At 60.4% G+C, this 19,609-nt stretch carries 19 protein-coding genes and 1 tRNA gene; 13 read left to right on the top strand and 7 right to left on the bottom strand.

Going from position 1 to position 19,609, the window contains the following annotated elements:
* Positions 1-146: 146 nt before the first annotated feature.
* The 5 genes from HU715_RS17280 to HU715_RS17260 all read left to right on the top strand — a co-directional run bounded on the left by HU715_RS17280 (position 147) and on the right by HU715_RS17260 (position 4,745).
* Entirely contained in the window at positions 147-1,109 is a 963-nt protein-coding gene (locus HU715_RS17280; protein WP_186705016.1) for a YbgA family protein, read from the top strand.
* The gene (locus HU715_RS17275) at positions 1,109-2,053 is read left to right on the top strand and encodes a MerR family transcriptional regulator (RefSeq protein WP_186705015.1); all 945 of its coding nucleotides are present in this window, start codon (positions 1,109-1,111) and stop codon (positions 2,051-2,053) included. Before HU715_RS17280 ends, HU715_RS17275 begins: the two co-directional genes overlap by 1 nt.
* A gap of 12 nt (positions 2,054-2,065) precedes the next feature.
* Entirely contained in the window at positions 2,066-3,517 is a 1,452-nt protein-coding gene (gene phrB, locus HU715_RS17270; protein ID WP_186705014.1) for a deoxyribodipyrimidine photo-lyase, read from the top strand.
* A gap of 121 nt (positions 3,518-3,638) precedes the next feature.
* Positions 3,639-4,412 (top strand): SDR family NAD(P)-dependent oxidoreductase, encoded by a 774-nt coding sequence (locus tag HU715_RS17265; RefSeq protein ID WP_186705013.1) that lies wholly within the window; start codon positions 3,639-3,641, stop codon positions 4,410-4,412.
* 27 nt (positions 4,413-4,439) lie between these two features.
* On the top strand, positions 4,440-4,745 hold the full coding sequence (locus HU715_RS17260) for a YkgJ family cysteine cluster protein (RefSeq protein ID WP_186705012.1): 306 nt from the start codon (positions 4,440-4,442) through the stop codon (positions 4,743-4,745).
* 193 nt (positions 4,746-4,938) lie between these two features.
* Here HU715_RS17260 and HU715_RS17255 read toward each other — a convergent pair whose 3' ends face one another.
* The 6 genes from HU715_RS17255 to hemA all read right to left on the bottom strand — a co-directional run bounded on the left by HU715_RS17255 (position 4,939) and on the right by hemA (position 10,318).
* A complete protein-coding gene (locus HU715_RS17255) occupies positions 4,939-5,457 on the bottom strand; it encodes an acyloxyacyl hydrolase (protein ID WP_186705011.1) in 519 nt (172 codons plus the stop codon).
* A gap of 114 nt (positions 5,458-5,571) precedes the next feature.
* Complete coding sequence (murI, locus tag HU715_RS17250) at positions 5,572-6,363, bottom strand: glutamate racemase (protein ID WP_186705010.1); 792 nt, start codon at positions 6,361-6,363, stop codon at positions 5,572-5,574.
* Positions 6,356-7,111 carry a molybdopterin-synthase adenylyltransferase MoeB gene (locus tag HU715_RS17245; protein ID WP_186705009.1) on the bottom strand — a complete coding sequence of 252 codons (756 nt, stop codon included), beginning with the start codon at positions 7,109-7,111 and terminating at the stop codon, positions 6,356-6,358. Before HU715_RS17245 ends, murI begins: the two co-directional genes overlap by 8 nt.
* Positions 7,105-7,935 carry a peptide chain release factor N(5)-glutamine methyltransferase gene (prmC, locus tag HU715_RS17240; protein WP_186705008.1) on the bottom strand — a complete coding sequence of 277 codons (831 nt, stop codon included), beginning with the start codon at positions 7,933-7,935 and terminating at the stop codon, positions 7,105-7,107. The genes HU715_RS17245 and prmC overlap by 7 nt, the downstream gene beginning before the upstream one ends.
* A 14-nt stretch (positions 7,936-7,949) precedes the next feature.
* Positions 7,950-9,032 carry a peptide chain release factor 1 gene (gene prfA, locus HU715_RS17235; RefSeq protein ID WP_186705007.1) on the bottom strand — a complete coding sequence of 361 codons (1,083 nt, stop codon included), beginning with the start codon at positions 9,030-9,032 and terminating at the stop codon, positions 7,950-7,952.
* A complete protein-coding gene (gene hemA / locus HU715_RS17230; protein ID WP_186705006.1) occupies positions 9,029-10,318 on the bottom strand; it encodes a glutamyl-tRNA reductase in 1,290 nt (429 codons plus the stop codon). The genes prfA and hemA overlap by 4 nt, the downstream gene beginning before the upstream one ends.
* Positions 10,319-10,490: 172 nt before the next feature.
* On the opposite strand from hemA, the gene HU715_RS17225 reads away from it, so the two are divergent.
* From HU715_RS17225 to ychF, 8 genes are all read left to right on the top strand, one after another.
* The gene (locus HU715_RS17225; RefSeq protein ID WP_186705005.1) at positions 10,491-12,215 is read left to right on the top strand and encodes a tetratricopeptide repeat protein; all 1,725 of its coding nucleotides are present in this window, start codon (positions 10,491-10,493) and stop codon (positions 12,213-12,215) included.
* Positions 12,216-12,219: 4 nt separating this feature from the next.
* Positions 12,220-12,837 carry a lipoprotein insertase outer membrane protein LolB gene (lolB, locus tag HU715_RS17220; protein ID WP_186705004.1) on the top strand — a complete coding sequence of 206 codons (618 nt, stop codon included), beginning with the start codon at positions 12,220-12,222 and terminating at the stop codon, positions 12,835-12,837.
* Position 12,838: 1 nt separating this feature from the next.
* Positions 12,839-13,690 (top strand): 4-(cytidine 5'-diphospho)-2-C-methyl-D-erythritol kinase, encoded by an 852-nt coding sequence (gene ispE, locus HU715_RS17215; RefSeq protein ID WP_186705003.1) that lies wholly within the window; start codon positions 12,839-12,841, stop codon positions 13,688-13,690.
* A gap of 37 nt (positions 13,691-13,727) precedes the next feature.
* A tRNA-Gln gene (locus HU715_RS17210) sits at positions 13,728-13,802 on the top strand.
* A gap of 47 nt (positions 13,803-13,849) precedes the next feature.
* The gene (locus tag HU715_RS17205) at positions 13,850-14,791 is read left to right on the top strand and encodes a ribose-phosphate pyrophosphokinase (protein WP_003171603.1); all 942 of its coding nucleotides are present in this window, start codon (positions 13,850-13,852) and stop codon (positions 14,789-14,791) included.
* Between the two features lie 140 nt (positions 14,792-14,931).
* Complete coding sequence (locus HU715_RS17200; protein ID WP_060740648.1) at positions 14,932-15,534, top strand: 50S ribosomal protein L25/general stress protein Ctc; 603 nt, start codon at positions 14,932-14,934, stop codon at positions 15,532-15,534.
* A 166-nt stretch (positions 15,535-15,700) separates the two neighbouring features.
* Positions 15,701-16,285: an aminoacyl-tRNA hydrolase gene (pth, locus tag HU715_RS17195; RefSeq protein WP_003185374.1), complete on the top strand. Its 585-nt coding sequence runs from the start codon at positions 15,701-15,703 to the stop codon at positions 16,283-16,285.
* A 22-nt stretch (positions 16,286-16,307) separates the two neighbouring features.
* Positions 16,308-17,408 (top strand): redox-regulated ATPase YchF, encoded by a 1,101-nt coding sequence (ychF, locus tag HU715_RS17190; RefSeq protein ID WP_060740647.1) that lies wholly within the window; start codon positions 16,308-16,310, stop codon positions 17,406-17,408.
* Between the two features lie 92 nt (positions 17,409-17,500).
* On the opposite strand, the gene HU715_RS17185 is transcribed toward ychF, so the two are convergent.
* Entirely contained in the window at positions 17,501-19,564 is a 2,064-nt protein-coding gene (locus tag HU715_RS17185) for a calcium-binding protein (protein WP_186705002.1), read from the bottom strand.
* Positions 19,565-19,609 lie beyond the last annotated feature (45 nt).

The following is a 19,609-nucleotide window of genomic DNA, read 5'->3' as shown; positions in this document are numbered from 1 at the left end:
TGTCGAACGAGACAGCAGCCTGCCTGCGACACTCATTGCGTCAGTCCCTTCGATAAATCCAATTGACTTGCATACATTCGGACCTATGATGGAAATATTGTACAGAGCAAAAAATCTGTACAAGATTTAGCTATCAGAGGTCGCCCATGTCCAAAGCAGCCATCGCCAAACCCAGAATCGCCATCAGCGCCTGCCTGATGGGGGCTGAAGTTCGCTTCAATGGCGGGCACAAGCAATCGCCATTGTGCAGCCGCACCCTCGTCGAGTACTTCGATTTCGTGTCGGTGTGCCCTGAAGTCGCTATCGGCCTGGGTATTCCTCGCGAACCGATCCGCCTGGTGGGCGACCCCGAACACCCCGAGGCGCTCGGCACGGTGAATCGCGACCTCGACGTGACCCGGCCACTGGCCGACTACGGGCGGCAGATGGCGGGTGAACTGGATGACATCTGCGGCTACATCTTCATGCAGAAATCGCCCTCCTGCGGACTGGAGCGGGTCAAGGTCTACGACCACAACGGCGTGACCCAGGACGGCGGCGGGCGCGGCATCTATGCCCAGGCCTTTTGCGAACGCCATCCCGACCTGCCGGTGGAGGAAGACGGTCGCCTCAACGACCCGGTGCTACGGGAAAACTTCCTGACCCGGGTGTTTGCCTATGCCGCCTGGCAATCCCTGCGCCGCCAGGGCCTGACCCGTCGCGACCTGATCGAATTTCACTCGCGCTACAAATACCTGCTCATGGCCCACAACCCGGAGCAGTACAAGGCCCTGGGCAAACTACTGGGCACCATGGGCAAGGCCGATGCCAACGAGCTAGGCCCACGCTATTTCAGCGCATTGATGGCCGCCCTGAAGAAATGCGCCACCCGCCGCACCCACACCAACGTGCTGCAACACCTGAGCGGATATCTCAAGCGCGACATCGACGCCGAGGACAAACAAGAGGTGCAGCACCTCATCGGGCAATATCGCCTCGGCATCGTGCCCTTGGTAGTGCCGCTGACATTGCTCAAGCATCACCTGCGCCAGCACCCCGATCCTTACCTGGCGCAGCAGGTCTACCTGCAACCGCACCCGGAAAACCTCAGCTTGCGAAACGCTATCTAATGAAGAACGACCCCGACGCCAGCGCCCGCGAAGACTTGGGGGCCGATTTTGCCCAGGCCTTGGCCCAAGGCTGGCTGCCCATTCGCGAAGTCGCCCGGCAGACCGGGGTCAACGCCATCACGCTACGGGCCTGGGAGCGCCGGTACGGCCTGATCGTGCCGCACCGCACACCCAAGGGTCACCGACTGTTCAATGCCGAGCATGTACAACGGATCCGGAACATCCTCACGTGGATCGATCGTGGCGTTGCGGTGAGCAAGATCAAGCCGTTGCTGGACACACCAGCGCCGACCGAAACCACACAGCCGGCGGAGAACGACTGGCAGCGTCAGCGCCACGCCTTGGTGCTGGCGGTGACGCAACTGGCCGAGCGCCAGGTCGATGACCTGATCAACCAGGCGATGGCGCTGTATCCGCCCTGGACCGTGTGCGAGCAATTACTCCTGCCATTGCTGGCCGACCTGCACCTGCGCTGGCAAGGCCAGTTCGGTGCGCAGTTGGAACGCGTCTTCCTGTACTCGTGGCTGCGCAGCAAGTTCGGCAGCCGGATCTATCACAACAACCGCCAACTGCGCGGCGCGCCCCTGTTGCTGGTCAATCAATCGGACCTGCCCCTGGAGCCGCACCTGTGGCTCACCGCCTGGCTGGCCAGCAGCGCCGATTGCCCAGTGGAAGTGCTCGACAGCCCGCTCCCGGCGGGCGAGCTGGCCCTGGCGGTCGAACGTCTCAAGGCCCGTGGCGTCCTGTTGTATTCCAGTCACGCCCTCAACCTGTCCCAACTGCCCAGGCTATTGGGCGCAATTGATTGCCCAATCATCATTGCCGGCCCAGCCGCGTCGATCCACCACGCCCGGCTATCCACAGGCGTCTCGATGATCGAGGTGTCCTGGGCCGAAGACCCGCTATCGGCTCACCGCGAACTGAGTCGCCGAGAACTCCTTTAGATGAAGAACAGCATGCGATTGATCTGGCTGCGCAGCGACTTGCGCCTGCGCGACAACACCGCCCTGGCGGCCGCCGCAGCCCAAGGGCCTTGCGTGGCGGTGTACCTGACCAGCCCCGAGCAATGGCGTGCCCATGACGACGCACCGTGCAAGATCGATTTCTGGCTGCGCAACCTCGGCGCGTTGAGCGCGGCCCTGGATGAATTGAACGTCCCGCTCTTGATCCGCGAGGCAGCGCATTGGCATCAGGCTCCGCACGTGCTGCTCACGCTATGTCGCGAACTGAACATCAGCGCCGTGCATGTCAATGAAGAGTACGGCGTGAATGAAACGCGACGCGACGCCGAGGTCGCCCATGCCTTGAATGACCAGGGCATCGAGTTTCACAGTCACCTCGATCAACTGCTGTTCAAGCCCGGCAGCGTGCTGACCAAGACCGGCAATTATTTCCAGGTGTTCAGTCAGTTCCGCAAGGTCTGCTACAACCGCCTGCATTTCTCATTGCCGAGCCTGGTCGCCACACCGCCGCGGCAGGCGCCCACCGGTATTGCCCGCGACCCGGTACCGATGCAAGTCGATGGATTCGCCCCGCCCAGTGAAGCATTGCGCGCCCTCTGGCCCGCCGGTGAAACCGAAGCCCGGCGGCGCCTGGACAGTTTTGTCGACCAGCACCTCGACGATTACCAGCACGAACGGGACTTCCCGGCCCGGCCCGGCACCAGCCAACTCTCGGCGTACCTGGTGGCTGGGGTGGTGTCGCCGCGTCAGTGCCTGCATGCAGCGCTGCAAGCCAACCAGGGAGAATTCGAAAGCGGAAGTGCCGGTGTTGTGACCTGGATCAATGAATTGCTCTGGCGTGAGTTCTATAAACATATTCTGGTGGGCTATCCGCGCGTGTCGCGTCATCGCGCGTTCCGCCCGGAAACCGAGGCGCTGGCGTGGCGCAGGGCCCCCGCGGAACTGGAGGCCTGGAAACAGGCGCGCACCGGCTTGCCGATCATTGATGCGGCCATGCGCCAATTGATGGAGACCGGCTGGATGCACAACCGTTTACGGATGGTCGTGGCCATGTTTTTGACCAAGAACCTGTTGATCGATTGGCGCGAAGGCGAGCGCTTTTTCATGCAGCACCTGATCGACGGCGACTTGGCCGCCAACAATGGCGGCTGGCAATGGAGCGCCTCCACTGGCACCGACTCGGCGCCCTGGTTTCGCATATTCAATCCGTTGAGCCAGTCGGAAAAATTCGATCGCGAAGGATTATTCATCAAACATTGGTTACCTGAGTTGAACGATCTCGATAAACGAAGTGTCCACCGCCCTAATGTGCAAGGCGAATTGTTTGGCAATACAAACTACCCGGCACCGATTGTTGATCTGGCCCAGTCCCGGGCACGGGCGCTGGCAGCGTTCAGAAGCCTGCCGACGCGACAGGACGCAGCCCTTGAAGGGACGGGCGATTAGCGAACATGAAATTACCGGTCTCCGGGATGCATTATTTATCCGATGACATATAGTCTTACTAATCGCAGGAACTCGACTGAAGCGGTGTATCAGAGCCCTGCGCAAGCGAAAGGAGTATGGAATGGGTGTACGACCGCCACGGCGCTACTGGCTTACCGGAGCTGGCAACGGAATCGGCGCTTCGTTGGCTGAAGCGATACTCGAGACGGGGGCCTACCTGGCCGTCAGTTCGAACTCGGCCCGATCCTGCGAAACCCTTTCGATACGTTATCCCGGACAGGTGCTGATAGCGCCCGGCAATTTGACCGACAGCCAGACCGTGCGCGAGATCGGCGAACACATCACTCGACAATGGGGCGCGCTGGATCAGGTGATCCTCAATGCCGGCACGGCTGAGTACGTTGACGGGCAGCCCGCCGATCACACATTGATCGAGCATATCGTGCGCAGCAACCTGCTGGCCGCCAGTTTCTGCATCGAAGTGGCCATGCCCTTGTTACGCGCCGGGATTGAATCTCATCTGGTGGGTATCGCCAGCCTGGCAACCTACCTGCCGCCTTCGAAAATCGAAGCGGGGGGCAACGGGATGCGTCATCTGTTCGAATCGGCTCGGGCAGAGCTGGCCCCCGCCGGCATCGATGTGACGTTGGTGCACCCGGGGTTCGACGACCCATCGCTGGAGCCCGACGATTGTTTCCCGGCCCCGTGCCACTGGTCGCCAGAGGAAGCCGCGCGACAGGTGCTGGATCATTTGGTCGAACGTCCCAGGGAAGTTGCGCTCCCCATTGCCTCCATGACCGGGCTCTGGCCCCTGCCTTCATCCGCCGAAACCCTGCCGGCCGACTCGGGCTCATGCCAGGCAAAAAACGGCTGTCCGATCAAGGGACGCCCCTGAGCCGCCGATTGCCTTACACTGCGCGCCATGAAAACCATCCCCCTCCATGAAATCCAGGCACCGGCGGTTACGTGCTCGACGTGCGCGGCGTGCTGCTGTCAGTTGGAAGTGATGCTGATCACCGACACCGGGGTCCCGGAGCGTTTTATCGACACGGACGATTGGGGTGGGGAAGTGATGCTGCGGCTTGACGACGGATGGTGCGCTGCCCTGGATCGCGACAGCATGATGTGCACCATCTACGAAAAGCGCCCACTGATCTGCCGCGAGTTCGAGATGGGCGCACCGGAATGCTTGGAAGAACGCCAGGGCATTGCCACGGCGTATCGGTAGAAGATGCTCGGCTTTTGAGGGCATGCAGCGCTATTCACTCAGCAGGATGATAAACCTGTGGCGAGGGAGCTTGCTCCCGCTTGAGTGCGAAGCGCTCATAAAATAGGCTGCTGCGCAGCCAGCGGGAGCAAGCTCCCTCGCCACAATGAATCAAACAACCCTTAAGTGAGCAACATTGCCAAGGGTTCGAGCTTTACAGCGGCATCGTGTAATGCAGCGCGTAGCTTTCCACACCGTCGTTGGTCGACTTGATACCCGCGTTGGAGTAGTGAGTGGCGCGAATGCCCACTTCATGCCCACCATTGAAGCGCAGGCCGAACCCGATGCGATCTTCGAACTGGAAGGCCGTGCCGAGCTTGTTGTCTTCCACTTGGGTATTGGCGAACAACGCGACACCGACACCTGCCTCGATGTAAGGCTTCACGTTCTGGCCGGAAAATTCGTACACGAACACGGGCGAGAACGACAGGCTGTGGTTGCTGGATGCTTCGTCCCCGTCCCAATAGGTATAGGCGCCGCTCCAGTAGCCGGTCAGGCGGCCGACGTCACTTTGCAACCAGCTCTTGTCCCAGTCGAACTGCATGCCCAGGCGATAGGTCATGGTCGAGTCGCTGGTCTGGCCCACCCCAAACTCCACACCCGCTGCCTGCGCAGTGTAAGTGTGCCCCAACAACGCAGCCGCAAACGCGGCAAAGCAGAATAAGCGCTTCATTAGAAACATCCTTTTCCGAACAGACTTAGTCGATTTTGTTACAAACACTCAAAGCTATAGAAATCCACGCTAAAACAGAAGTTCAGCAGGAATTACCTAATTTTCACGTTTTTTTTACAGCTCGAAGCTTCGCACAACGCCAGACGAATGCCATAGCGTTGGTAGGATTTTTCTTAGATGTATCGGATCGGCACTCGTCCAGAAGTGCGTTTCGCTGGCAGGTCCTTCAGACAACAACCCTCGCTCAATCAACAGGCGTTGAAGTTGCCGGGCCACCGCCGCCCCCGTGTCGATGAGGCTGATATGTTCAGGAATCATCCTCTCGAGCAATGGCTTGAGGAACGGATAGTGCGTGCACCCCAGGATCAGCGTATCGCAACCGGCCGCCAGCAACGGCTCGATGTACTGGTGCAGCAGTTGATACAGGGCTGGGCTTTGCAGGTCACCCGTTTCGATCAGTTCCACCAAACCCGGACACGGCTGCGTGATGACCCGCACATCGCTGGCGAAACGGTCGAGCAGCGCGGCGAACTTGGCGCTCTGCAAAGTGCCGGTGGTGGCCAATACGCCGACGATACCGCTGCGGGTTGCGGCGGCCGCCGGCTTGACCGCCGGCTCCATGCCAACGATGGGCCACTGGGGAAAATCACGGCGCAGGTCGGCAACGGCAGCCACCGTTGCGGTGTTGCAGGCAACGACCAACGCCTTGGCGCCCTGGCCCAGGAGAAAGTCAGCAATGATCGCGCAGCGTTGCCGGATGTATTCCGGGGTCTTTTCGCCGTAGGGAATATGCCCACAGTCTGCCACGTACAACAGCGACTCATTGGGCAGCAGTCGACGGATCTCCCCCAGTACCGACAGCCCGCCGACACCCGAGTCGAGCACACCGACCGGCGCTTCACTCATGTGGATCACCGCAGACGCTGCAACCTGGGTCACGCTTGACCCGCAGCTCACGGAACCGTGTACCCAAGGCATCGATCAACAGCAGACGCCCCACCAGCGGTTCACCGAAGCCGGCGAGCAACTTCAAGGCTTCAAGGGCTTGCAAGCTGCCCACCAGGCCCACCAGCGGCCCGATCACGCCGGCTTCGCTGCAGGTCAGCTCGGCTTCGCTGCCGTGGCCGTAGAGGCAGTGGTAGCAAGGGCTTTCGGGGCGGCGCGGGTCGAAGACCGACAACTGCCCTTCCAGGCGAATCGCCGCGCCACTGACCAACGGTTTGCCCGCCGCGACACAGGCCGCGTTCACCGCTTCGCGGGTCGAGAAGTTGTCCGAGCAGTCGAGCACCACATCCACCGCCCCGACCGCCGCGGCCAGGCTGTCTTCGTCCATGGCCGCTCGGTGAGGCACCAACCGAACCTCGGGGTTGATCGCCCCCAGGCGCCGCATCGCCGAATCGACCTTGCTCAGGCCGACGCTGTCGGTGTCGTGGATGATCTGGCGTTGCAGGTTGGTCAGGTCGACGCTGTCGAAATCCGCCAGGTGCATCTCGCCCACGCCAGCGGCAGCCAGGTACAACGCTACCGGGGCGCCGAGCCCGCCGAGCCCGATGATCAACACCCGGCTTTGCTTGAGACGCAACTGGCCGTCGATGTCGACGTGCTGCAACAGAATCTGCCGGCTGTAGCGCAACAGCTCCTGATCGTTCAGCACGGCAGGCACCCCAGACTGATGCGTTCATGAGCGCCGAGGTCCTTGCGGCTGTGGACTTGCGTGAAACCTTGGGCGCTCAGCAAATCGCGCACCGCTTCGGCCTGATCGTATCCGTGCTCTAGCATCAGCCAGCCACCCGGTTCCAGGTGAGCCGGGGCCTCGGCCACGATCTGGCGCAGATCGTCGAGCCCGTCGGGCCCGGCCACCAAGGCACTGGCCGGCTCGAAACGCACGTCGCCCTCGGCCAGGTGCGGATCGCTGGCCGCGATGTACGGCGGGTTGCTGATGATCAACTGGAAACGCTCGCCTTCCAAAGCGCTGAACCAGTGGCTGCTCAACACCGTGACGTTGCGCAGGTCCAGGCGCTGGCGATTGCGTTCGGCCAGGGCTACGGCTTCCAACACCCGGTCGACCGCCGTGACCTTCCAGGCCGGGCGCTCGCTGGCCAAGGCCAGGGCAATCGCGCCGCTGCCGGTGCCCAGGTCCAGGACCCGGGCCGGTGTCGCCGGCAACAAGGCCAACGCGGTTTCCACCAGCAGCTCGGTGTCGGGACGCGGGATCAGGGTATGGGGCGCGACTTCCAGGTCGAGCTTCCAGAAGCCTTGTTGCCCAAGAATGTAGGCCACCGGCTCGCCGGAACGCCGCCGCCGCAGGTATTCGGAGAACAGCAACGCCGCCTCGCTGGGCACGATCCGCTCCGGCCAGGTGTGCAGGAAGCTGCGGGACTTGCCCAGGGCAGCGGCCAGCAACAACTCGGCGTCCAGCCGTGGCGTGGGTGAATCCGGCAGTTCGGCGGCGCGTAACAGACTGGCGATGATGGTCATTTATTCACCTGTGCTCACTCGCCAATCGCCGCCAACTGGTCGGCCTGGTATTCGGCCAACAAAGGCTCGATCACCGCATCGACACCACCGGCAAGGATCTCGTCCAGGGAATACAGGGTCAGGTTGACGCGATGGTCGGTGACCCGGCCCTGGGCGAAGTTGTAGGTACGGATCCGCTCGGAACGATCGCCCGAGCCCACCAGCAACTTGCGCTCGCTGGCGATGGCGTTGGCGGCGGCACTGGTCTGTTGGTCGTTGAGCTTGGCCGACAACCAGGCCATCGCCCGCGCACGGTTCTTGTGCTGGGAACGTTCTTCCTGGCACTCGACCACGATGCCCGAGGGCAAGTGCGTGATACGGATCGCCGAGTCGGTCTTGTTGACATGCTGGCCGCCCGCGCCGGAGGAGCGGTACGTGTCGACCCGCAGGTCCGCCGGGTTGATCTCGATGGCTTCCTGCTCGTCCGGCTCGGGCAATACCGCCACGGTGCAGGCCGAGGTGTGGATGCGTCCCTGGGATTCGGTGGCCGGCACGCGTTGCACACGGTGGGCGCCGGATTCGAACTTCAGCTTGCCGTAGACATTGTCGCCCTCGACCCGGGCGATGACTTCTTTATAGCCGCCGTGTTCGCCCTCGTTCTCCGAGAGGATTTCCACCCGCCAACCGCGACGCTCGGCATACCGCGAATACATGCGGAACAGGTCGCCAGAAAAAATCGCCGCCTCGTCGCCGCCGGTGCCGGCACGGATCTCCAGGAACACGTTGCGCCCGTCATTCGGGTCCTTGGGCAGCAGCATGCGTTGCAGGCTGCTTTCCAGTTCGAGCAATTGCTCCTTGGCTTCGCGGACTTCCTCCACGGCCATTTCACGCATGTCCGGGTCGCTGTCCTTGAGCAGCGCCTGGGCGCCTTCGAGATCGCCCTGCACTTTAAGCAACTGTTTATAAGTGGTAACAATCGGCTCGACTTCCGCGTATTCCTTGGAATAGGTGCGGAATTTGTTCTGGTCGGAAATGACTTCGCCATCGCCCAGCAAGGCGGTCAGTTCTTCGAAACGGTCCTGGAGGATGTCCAGTTTGTTGAGCAGTGACGCTTTCATTGCGGTTTTTTATCCGAAAAGCTATCCGGTGAACCCTCACCGAGGGCAAAGAGTTCCTGGGCCATGGCCAGCGCATCGAGGCGGCCCTCGGCGGTCAGCTTCTTGAGCTGGACACTGGGGGCATGGAGCAATTTGTTGGTCAGGCCGCGGGCCAGTTGCACCAGCACCTCTTCGGCACTACCGCCGTTGGCCAGCAGGCGCTGGGCCTTTTGCAGCTCCTCGTCGCGCAGGCGCTCGCTCTGTTGACGATACGCCTTGAGCACATCCACCGCAGCCAGCTCGCGCAGGCGCACCATGAAGTCCTCGGCGCCGACACTGATCATCTCCTCCGCCGCCTGGGCCGCGCCCTGCCGGCTCTTGAGGTTCTCGGCGACCACCTCGTGCAAGTCGTCGACGCTGTAGAGGTAAACGTCGTCCAACTCGCCGACTTCCGGCTCGATGTCCCGGGGAACGGCGATGTCCACCATGAAAATCGGCTTGTGCTTGCGCAGCTTCAGGGCACTTTCCACGGCGCCCTTGCCAAGAATCGGCAACTGGCTGGCGGTGGAACTGATGACGATGTCGCTGTGCACCAACTCGGCGGGAATGTCCGACAGCAGCACCGCATGGGCACCGAACTGTTCGGCCAGGGTACTGGCCCGTTCCAGGGTGCGGTTGGCAACGACGATACGTTTCACACCCAGGTCATGGAGATGGCGGGCGACCAGGGTGATGGTCTCGCCGGCGCCGATCAGCAGCGCCTGGCTGCGTTGCAAATCACTGAAAATCTGTTTCGCCAGGCTGACCGCGGCAAACGCCACGGACACCGGGTTCTCGCCAATGGCGGTGTCGGTGCGCACCTGTTTGGCGGCGTTGAACGTCGCCTGGAACAGGCGCCCCAGCAGCGGGCCGACGGTGCCGGCCTCGCGGGCCACGGCGTAGGCCGACTTCATCTGGCCGAGAATCTGTGGCTCGCCCAGCACCAGCGAATCGAGCCCCGAGGCGACGCGCATCATGTGACGAACGGCCGCATCGTCTTCGTGCACATAAGCACTGGCGCGCAGCTCTTCAAGGCTCAAATCATGGTATTCGGCCAACCAGCGCAACACTGAATCGGACGAAACGTGATCCTGTTCTATATAGAGCTCGCTGCGATTGCAGGTGGAGAGGATCGCAGCTTCGCGGCTGTCGGTCAGTCGGCAGAGCTGCTGCAAGGCCTCGACCAGCTGCTCAGGCGTAAAGGCCACGCGCTCGCGGACGTCTACTGAAGCAGTCTTGTGGTTGATACCGAGTGCAAGGAAGGCCATTCAAGGTCGCTGATGGTGACGTGAAGCCGGCAATTGTCCTACTTCGTCAGATCCAGAACAACTACTCCATCTCTATCGCCCGGCCCTGGAGGGTAAATCGACGGGGCGGTTATGTTTGCCCCAAGGCTTGTGTCATGATGATCCGACCGCAGGTTAGTCGTCCTCTTCCTATATGAATAGATCTTCCGCGTTGCTCCTCGCTCTCGCCGTGCTCAGCGGCTGCCAGTCCATGGCCCCCGTTTCGACGGACGGTACGCCGCCCGTCGAAGACAGCGTGCAGGCCCCTGAAAAACCCAAGGTCTACGGCTCCTTCAGCGAAGAAACCATCTTCAGCCTGTTGAGCGCCGAACTGGCAGGCCAGCGCAATCGCTTCGACATTGCGCTGGACAACTACGTGACCCAGGCCATCAATACCCAGGACCCGGGCATCTCCGAGCGGGCATTTCGCATTGCCGAATACCTGGGCGCCGACCAACCCGCGCTCGATACGGCGCTGATCTGGGCCAGGAATGCCCCGGACGACCTCGAAGCGCAGCGCGCCGCCGCCGTGCAACTGGCCCGGGCCGGGCGCTACGACGACTCCATGGTGTATATGGAGAAAGTCCTGCTGGGCAAGGGCGACACTCATTTCGATTTCCTGGCGCTGTCCGCCGCCGACACCGACCAGGAAACCCGCAACGGCCTGATGAAAAGCTTCGATCGCCTATTGCAGCGCCACCCGAACAACGGCCAGCTGATTTTCGGCAAGGCCCTGCTGCTGCAACAGGACGGTGACGCCCAGGGCGCCCTCACCCTGCTGGAAGACAACCCGCCGGAAGCCGGCGAAGTGGCGCCGATCCTGTTACGGGCACGCCTGCTGCAAGGCTTGAACCGTGGCGACGAAGCGCTGCCGCTGCTGCAAAAAAGCATCAAGAAGTATCCGGACGACAAGCGCCTGCGCCTCACCTACGCCCGCATGCTGGTGGAAAACAACCGCATGGACGACGCCAAGGTGGAGTTCTCCAGCTTGGTCCAGCAATACCCGGAAGACGACGAGTTGCGCTATTCCCTGGCGCTGGTCTGCCTGGAAGCCAAGGCCTGGGAAGAGGCCAAGGGTTACCTGGAAGACCTGATCGCCCGGGAAAGCCATGTCGACTCGGCCCACCTGAACCTGGGTCGCATCGCCGAGGAACGCAACGACCCCGAGAGCGCACTGATCGAGTACGCCCAGGTCGGCCCGGGCAACGATTATCTGCCGGCACAGTTGCGCCAGGCCGATATCCTGATCAGCAATGGCAAGACCGCCGATGCCCAGAGTCGCCTCGCCGTACAACGTGACTCCCAGCCCGACTACGGGATCCAGCTGTACCTGATCGAAGCCGAAACCCTGTCGGCCAACAATCAGGGCGACAAGGCCTGGAACGTACTGCAACAAGCCTTGAAGCAATACCCGGACGATCTGAACCTGTTGTATACCCGCGCCATGCTGGCGGAAAAACGCAATGACCTGGCCCAGATGGAAAAAGACCTGCGCCTGATCATCCAGCGCGATCCGGACAACGCCATGGCCCTTAACGCCCTGGGCTATACGTTGTCGGATCGCACCACCCGCTACGACGAGGCCAAGCTGCTGATCGAACAGGCCCACCAGATCAATCCGGAAGACCCGGCGGTACTCGACAGCCTTGGCTGGGTGAATTACCGCCTGGGCAATCTCGACGAAGCCGAACGCCTGTTGCGCCAGGCCCTGGAGCGCTTTCCCGACCAGGAAGTCGCCGCGCACCTGGGCGAGGTCCTGTGGGCCAACGGCAAACAACGCGAAGCCCGGCAGATCTGGAGCCGATTCCTCAAGGATCAGCCCGACAGCCCTATCTTGCGCAGCACCATCAAACGCCTGACCGGATCCGAGACTCTTTAAGATTATGTTTTTGCGCCATCTCATCGTGTTCAGCTTCATTGCCCTGCTCGCCGGTTGCGCGGGCTTCGGCGCCCGTGAATCCGTCCAAGGCCAGGGCAACCAGGCCCAGTGGCGCGAGCACAAGCAACAACTGAGCGGCCTGGACGGCTGGCAGATCGACGGCAAGATCGGCATTCGCGCCCCGAAAGACTCGGGCAGTGGCACGCTGTTCTGGCTGCAACGCCAGGACTACTACGATATTCGCCTGTCGGGCCCGCTGGGTCGTGGTGCGGCCCGCCTGACCGGCCGGCCGGGCCAGGTTTCGCTGGAAGTCGCCAACCAGGGGCGCTACGAGGCGCCCAGCCCCGAAGCGCTTCTGGAAGAGCAACTGGGCTGGAAACTGCCGGTTTCCCACCTGACCTGGTGGGTTCGTGGATTGCCGGCACCGGACAGTAAAAGTCGCCTGACACTCGACGCCGACAGCCGCCTGTCCAACCTGGAACAGGACGACTGGCAGATCGAATACCTCAGTTATGCCCAGCAGAACGGCTACTGGCTGCCCGAACGCATCAAGCTGCACGGCAGCAACCTCGACGTCACACTGGTGATCAAGCAATGGCAGCCGCGCAAGCTGGGGCAATGACATGACCGCTGCACGCCTGACCCTGCCCTCTCCGGCCAAGCTAAACCTGATGCTGCACATCCTCGGTCGCCGCCCGGACGGCTACCACGAGTTGCAGACAATTTTTCAGTTCCTGGACTACGGCGACGAGCTCACCTTTGCCGTGCGCGACGACGGCGTGATTCGCCTGCACACCGAATTCGAAGGCGTCCCCCACGACAGCAACCTGATCGTCAAGGCCGCGCAAAAACTCCAGGCACAATCCGGTTGCGCGCTAGGCATCGATATCTGGATCGAAAAAATCCTGCCCATGGGCGGCGGCATCGGTGGCGGCAGCTCGAATGCGGCGACGACTTTACTGGGCCTCAATCACTTGTGGCAGTTGGACTGGGACATCGATCGCCTCGCGGCGCTGGGCCTTTCCCTGGGCGCCGACGTGCCGGTTTTCGTGCGTGGCCACGCCGCTTTTGCCGAAGGCGTTGGGGAAAAACTCACCCCAGTGGAACCCGAAGAACCCTGGTACGTGGTGCTGGTGCCGCAAGTCTCTGTAAGTACAGCAGAAATTTTTTCAGATCCACTGTTGACACGTAACTCTCCTCCCATTAAAGTGCGCCCCGTTCCCAAGGGAAACAGTCGAAATGACTGCTTACCGGTGGTAGCAAGGCGTTATCCAGATGTTCGTAACGCTTTGAATTTGTTAGGTAAATTTACCGAAGCAAAACTCACCGGAACTGGAAGTTGTGTGTTTGGGGGCTTCCCAAGCAAAGCTGAAGCTGATAAAGTCTCGGCCCTTCTGACAGAGACCCTTACAGGGTTTGTAGCAAAAGGAAGCAACGTTTCGATGTTGCATCGCAAGCTGCAAGACCTGCTCTAAAAGGAATCGAGTGCTGGGCACTCGCAGCAACAGATACAGGGGCGTCGCCAAGCGGTAAGGCAGCAGGTTTTGATCCTGCCATGCGTTGGTTCGAATCCAGCCGCCCCTGCCATTTTCCTATACTCATCCAGGTATACCCTCAGCCTTCAGGTACTGCGCGTGTCCAAGATGATGGTCTTTACGGGGAACGCTAACCCCGATCTGGCTCGGCGTGTCGTACGTCAGCTGCATATCCCTCTCGGTGACATTTCTGTCGGTAAGTTCTCCGACGGCGAAATCACTGCCGAGATCAATGAAAACGTTCGCGGTAAAGACGTCTTCATTATTCAGCCGACTTGCGCTCCGACCAACGATAACCTGATGGAACTCGTCGTGATGGCTGATGCCTTCCGCCGTTCCTCGGCTACTCGTATCACTGCTGTTATTCCTTACTTTGGTTATGCCCGTCAGGATCGCCGTCCGCGTTCCGCACGTGTGGCGATCAGCGCGAAAGTCGTGGCTGATATGCTGACCGTAGTCGGCATCGACCGTGTCCTCACGGTTGATTTGCATGCTGACCAGATCCAGGGTTTCTTCGATATCCCCGTGGATAACATCTACGGTTCCCCGGTCCTGGTGGATGATATTGAAGATCAGCGCTTCGAAAACCTGATGATCGTGTCCCCGGACATTGGTGGCGTCGTGCGTGCACGGGCTGTTGCCAAATCCCTGGGAGTGGATCTGGGTATCATCGACAAACGCCGTGAGAAAGCCAATCACTCCGAAGTGATGCATATCATCGGCGACGTCGAAGGGCGCACCTGTATCCTGGTCGATGACATGGTCGATACCGCCGGCACCCTGTGCCACGCGGCCAAGGCCCTGAAAGAGCATGGCGCTGCCAAGGTCTTTGCCTACTGCACACACCCTGTGCTGTCGGGTCGAGCGATCGAGAACATTGAAAATTCCGTGCTGGACGAGCTGGTGGTGACCAACACCATCCCGCTGTCCGCTGCAGCACAAGCCTGTGCGCGTATCCGCCAACTGGATATCGCACCGGTAGTTGCCGAAGCGGTTCGCCGCATCAGCAATGAAGAATCGATCAGTGCGATGTTCCGTTAAGGGCCCTGCCCTTTCCAGAAGATCTCGTTGACGAAAAGCGCCCCGCCCCAACACTCATGTTGGGGCGGGGCTTTTTTGCCCATACCGCTTTGGCGTCGGTCGCAGACGTCATTCGGAAATGGCTATTTTGGAGATACAACATGAACGATTTTACTCTGAATGCTGAAGTGCGTTCCGACCTGGGGAAAGGTGCGAGCCGCCGCCTGCGTCGTCTCGCAAGCCTGGTTCCAGCTGTAGTCTACGGTGGCGACAAAGCCCCTGAGTCCATCAGCATGCTGGCCAAAGAAGTTGCCAAACTGCTCGAAAACGAAGCGGCCTACAGCCACATCATCGAGCTGAACGTTGGCGGCACCAAGCAAAACGTTGTGATCAAAGCCCTGCAGCGTCACCCGGCCAAAGGCCACGTGATGCACGCTGACTTCGTCCGCGTTGTTGCCGGTCAGAAGCTGACTGCTGTTGTTCCAGTGCACTTCATCAACGAAGCTGCCCCGGTCAAGAAAGGCGGCGAGATCTCGCACGTGACTTCCGAGCTGGAAGTGTCCTGCCTGCCGAAAGACCTGCCTGAATTCATCGAAGTCGACCTGGCTGACGCCGAAGTCGGCACGATCATTCACCTGTCCGACCTCAAGGCCCCTAAAGGCGTTGAGTTTGTTGCTCTGGCACACGGCGATGACAAGGCTGTTGCCAACGTCCACGCTCCACGTGTTGCTCCAGAAGCCACTGAAGAAGGCGCTGCAGAGTAATTTCACTCTGTCGCCGGAGTGACCGGAAACATCGCGGACTGGAACGTAGCGAGACAGCGGGCGAGAACGCGAAGTTTACTTAACGGTAGATCCGCCATTTTCGTCCACTGTCGCAACAACGCCTGATTGCGACATTGTTATCCACACTCCAGGAAGGGCCCCTATCGTGACTGCCATTAAACTGATCGTTGGCCTGGGAAATCCAGGCGCTGAATACGAACAGACCCGGCATAACGCAGGGGCCCTTTTTGTTGAGCGCATCGCGCACGCACAAGGCGTCAGCCTGGCTGCCGATCGCAAGTATTTCGGCCTGACCGGGCGCTTCTCGCACCAGGGTCAGGATGTTCGCCTGTTGATTCCCACCACCTATATGAACCGCAGCGGCCAGGCCGTGGCGGCATTGGCCGGTTTCTTCCGCATCAAGCCTGAAGAAATCCTGGTGGCCCACGACGAACTCGACCTGCCTCCGGGCGTTGCCAAGCTCAAGCAAGGCGGCGGCCATGGCGGTCACAACGGCTTGCGCGACATCATCGCGCAACTGGGTAATCAGAATACCTTTCACCGCCTGCGGCTCGGCATCGGCCACCCGGGCGTTGCCAGTATGGTTTCAAACTTTGTCCTGGGTCGTGCGCCTCGCGCCGAACAGGAAAAACTCGATGCCAGCATCGACTTTGCCCTCGGCGTGCTGCCGGATATCCTCGCCGGTGAATGGAACCGTGCGATGAAAAACCTGCACAGCCAGAAGGCCTGACACTTATCCGAGGGGAAACACCATGGGATTCAATTGCGGCATCGTCGGCCTGCCTAACGTCGGCAAGTCCACCCTGTTCAACGCCCTGACCAAATCCGGTATTGCGGCCGAGAACTTCCCCTTCTGCACCATCGAGCCGAACAGCGGCATCGTACCGATGCCCGATCCGCGCCTGGAAGCCTTGGCGGCGATCGTCAACCCCAAGCGCATCCTGCCGACCACCATGGAATTCGTCGACATCGCCGGCCTCGTGGCCGGTGCGTCGAAAGGCGAAGGCCTGGGTAACAAGTTTTTGGCCAACATCCGTGAAACCGATGCCATCGCCCACGTCGTGCGCTGCTTCGAAGACGAGAACGTGATTCACGTCTCCAACAGCGTCGACCCGAAACGCGACATCGAAATCATCGACCTGGAACTGATTTTCGCCGACCTCGACAGCTGTGAAAAACAACTGCAGAAAGTCGCCCGTAACGCCAAGGGCGGCGACAAGGACGCGGTTGTCCAGAAAGGCCTGCTGGAGCAGTTGATCGCCCACTTCACCGAAGGCAAGCCTGCGCGTAGCCTGATGAAGAACATGAGCACTGACGAGAAGCTGGTGATCAAGGGCTTCCACCTGCTGACCACCAAGCCGGTCATGTACATCGCCAACGTCGCTGAAGACGGTTTCGAGAACAACCCGCACCTGGACGTGGTCAAGGCCATTGCCGAAGAAGAAGGCGCCATGGTCGTGCCGGTCTGCAACAAGATCGAAGCGGAAATCGCCGAGCTGGACGACGGTGAAGAGAAGGACATGTTCCTCGAGGCCCTGGGCCTGGAAGAGCCCGGCCTGAACCGCGTGATCCGCGCGGGCTACGAGATGCTCCACCTGCAGACCTACTTCACCGCCGGTGTCGAAGAAGTCCGCGCCTGGACTGTGCGTGTCGGTGCTACCGCACCGCAAGCCGCTGGCGTGATCCACACCGACTTCGAGAAAGGCTTCATTCGCGCCGAAGTCATCGCCTACTCGGATTTCATCCAGTACAAGGGCGAAGCGGGCGCCAAGGAAGCGGGTAAATGGCGTTTGGAAGGCAAGGAATACATCGTCAAGGATGGTGATGTGATGCACTTCCGTTTTAACGTCTGACGTTTTTCGCATCAGGTCATTGGGGCGATCAACGTCCTCAGACCCCATCGCGTGGCAGCTACTCGCTGCCACGCGACCGTCTGGAGCCGACGTCAGGTCAATAAATGCCCTGGATCGGCCTCGGGCGCTACCCCGATCAGCCCTATCTCGGCGTCGGGAGCAAAGATCATGTCATCCTCATCAAGGCTTTCTCGCCAGTCCCCAGCAAGCGCGACCTGGAATCGGTGGCCTTGTGCATCCGCCTCCACATCCCTCAGGTAAGTGCGGTCCAGTTCGTTGTTATAAACCATTTCCAGCGTAGTGCCCGTACCCTCTCCGAAGCCGGTATAGCCCAGGGCCGATACATCGATCTTGTCGTCAACGGTAAAGCCTTCTATAAGATCGGCAAAGCTATGGCTGTCCGTACGATAGCTGTCCTCGGTAGAGAGATAGCGGAACACGTCGGCGTTTTCACGGTTATCTGTCCACAACGAAATGTCGGCTCTATCTCCGCCGTTGAGACGGTCTGCGCCCGCGCCACCGATGATGACATCAGCGCCAGCACCGCCGTTGATACGGTCATTGCCGTCCAGGCCATAGATGATTTCCGACAAGGCAGAACCGGTCATCGTATCGTTACCAGACGCCCCTTCGACAGTGGGTGCGGTGAACACCACGTTAGAGCTGTCTAATTGCCCCGACAGGTTGCCGTCCAAGATCAGTTCAAACCGTTGTCCAGAGGCATCCGCGTCGTAGTTCTTGAGGTAGGTGCGAGTGCCGTCTGAGCTCGCCATGACAGCCAAGGTGCCGCCATGGCCGTCGCCAATGCCGGTGAAGCCCAGGCCAATCAGATCGATGCGGTCCTGAGAGGCGTCGAAGTCCATGACCCGGTCGCTGTTGTTTTGCGTGGTCGTGCGGAAACTGTCGTTCAGTTCGGTGAAGCGGAAAATGTCAGCGCCAGCGCCGCCCTGCAGAACGTCGCGTCCGCCGTTGCCTTGGAGCACATCATCACCCGCCAAGCCGTGGATGATTTCAGCGGCATCGCTCCCCTGCAGGATTTCTTCGCCGGCGTATCCGTCCACATGGAGCTTGCCATCCTGGCTGCCGAAGCCGGTATCCACACTGCCATCCGCGTTCAAACGGATGACGCTGAAATCTCCGTTGCTCGTGCCAGCGGCGAGGATCTTGCCATCGTCTTGTACCGTCAACGCCACAGGCGTGTCGGCCTCGAAGGTCACCCTACCCTTGGAGCCAAAGCTGGCATCGAAGGAGCCATCAGCGTTAAGCCGCGCGACAGTAGCCAAAGTATCGTCTTCGCCATGACCCATCACGATGATCTTGCCGTCAGCCTGTACCGTGACCACGGAGTCTTCGCCAAAACCCATGGCAGCGTTCAAAGAGAGGACACCATCATCACCAAAACGGGTATCCAGCTGACCGTCGGGGTTGAAGCGCTGCAGGGTGTACGTCGGATCACCCACGCCGGCGGCATTGTATGCAGCCCCGACCACAACACTTCCATCTGCCTGCACCGCGGTAGAAATCCCTCCGTTGTAGTAAGCGTCTTCGGGAATCTTGACAGTCAGCACGCCATGTTCGCCAAAGCCTTCGACGAAAGTGCCGTCATTGCCGATCCTTGTCACTGTGGCCTGATCAAATCCACGGGCGCTGACCTGGAATGTGCCATCCGTATTCGCCGTCAGGTCGATGTCCTTGAAGTCGTGGCTGATGTCGACCGTAATAGCGCCATTTTGGCCAAAGCTGGCATCGCGCGTCCCGTCGCTGTTGAAGCGCTCCACCTGTACGCCGGTGTTCAACGCAACGGCGACAAGCACCTTGCCATCGGTCTGCACCGCCGTCAGCTCGTAGCGCGACGCCGGGGCTATCGCAGCAGGTACGATGTCGATGCCACCTTCATGGAAGCTGGTGTCCAGGCTACCATCGGCGTTTAGCCGGACAACGGAATGCTTCTGTTCGTAACCGTAGCTTTCTTCGCCTGGCGCTCCGGGGTATCCCCATGCCAGGTACTCGGTATAGCCTCCAACCAATATCTTGCCGTCCGGTTGGATAATGATGCTCTGGTTATTATCGAGCTGGCCGGTGAGGTCGACCTGGACAGTGCCCGGGCCAGTTATCACGGTATGGGTATTTGCCATCGTGCTATCGCTGGTTGCCATGGGTTAATCCTTTAACGGGTGTTGGATTCGTCACTCTAGTAGAGC

The sequence above is a fragment of the Pseudomonas zanjanensis genome (assembly GCF_014268745.2).
Lineage (GTDB): Bacteria > Pseudomonadota > Gammaproteobacteria > Pseudomonadales > Pseudomonadaceae > Aquipseudomonas > Aquipseudomonas zanjanensis.
The sequence above is the reverse complement of the archived record's forward strand: the minus strand, read 5'-3'. Positions and strand labels throughout refer to the sequence as shown.

Coding starts and splice junctions, on each gene's coding strand:
- HU715_RS17280 (WP_186705016.1), top strand. CDS start 147: ATGTCCAAAGCAGCCATCGCCAAACCCAGAATCGCCATCAGCGCCTGC.
- HU715_RS17275 (WP_186705015.1), top strand. CDS start 1,109: ATGAAGAACGACCCCGACGCCAGCGCCCGCGAAGACTTGGGGGCCGAT.
- phrB (WP_186705014.1), top strand. CDS start 2,066: ATGCGATTGATCTGGCTGCGCAGCGACTTGCGCCTGCGCGACAACACC.
- HU715_RS17265 (WP_186705013.1), top strand. CDS start 3,639: ATGGGTGTACGACCGCCACGGCGCTACTGGCTTACCGGAGCTGGCAAC.
- HU715_RS17260 (WP_186705012.1), top strand. CDS start 4,440: ATGAAAACCATCCCCCTCCATGAAATCCAGGCACCGGCGGTTACGTGC.
- HU715_RS17255 (WP_186705011.1), bottom strand. CDS start 5,457: ATGAAGCGCTTATTCTGCTTTGCCGCGTTTGCGGCTGCGTTGTTGGGG.
- murI (WP_186705010.1), bottom strand. CDS start 6,363: ATGAGTGAAGCGCCGGTCGGTGTGCTCGACTCGGGTGTCGGCGGGCTG.
- prmC (WP_186705008.1), bottom strand. CDS start 7,935: ATGACCATCATCGCCAGTCTGTTACGCGCCGCCGAACTGCCGGATTCA.
- prfA (WP_186705007.1), bottom strand. CDS start 9,032: ATGAAAGCGTCACTGCTCAACAAACTGGACATCCTCCAGGACCGTTTC.
- hemA (WP_186705006.1), bottom strand. CDS start 10,318: ATGGCCTTCCTTGCACTCGGTATCAACCACAAGACTGCTTCAGTAGAC.
- HU715_RS17225 (WP_186705005.1), top strand. CDS start 10,491: ATGAATAGATCTTCCGCGTTGCTCCTCGCTCTCGCCGTGCTCAGCGGC.
- lolB (WP_186705004.1), top strand. CDS start 12,220: ATGTTTTTGCGCCATCTCATCGTGTTCAGCTTCATTGCCCTGCTCGCC.
- ispE (WP_186705003.1), top strand. CDS start 12,839: ATGACCGCTGCACGCCTGACCCTGCCCTCTCCGGCCAAGCTAAACCTG.
- HU715_RS17200 (WP_060740648.1), top strand. CDS start 14,932: ATGAACGATTTTACTCTGAATGCTGAAGTGCGTTCCGACCTGGGGAAA.
- ychF (WP_060740647.1), top strand. CDS start 16,308: ATGGGATTCAATTGCGGCATCGTCGGCCTGCCTAACGTCGGCAAGTCC.
- HU715_RS17185 (WP_186705002.1), bottom strand. CDS start 19,564: ATGGCAACCAGCGATAGCACGATGGCAAATACCCATACCGTGATAACT.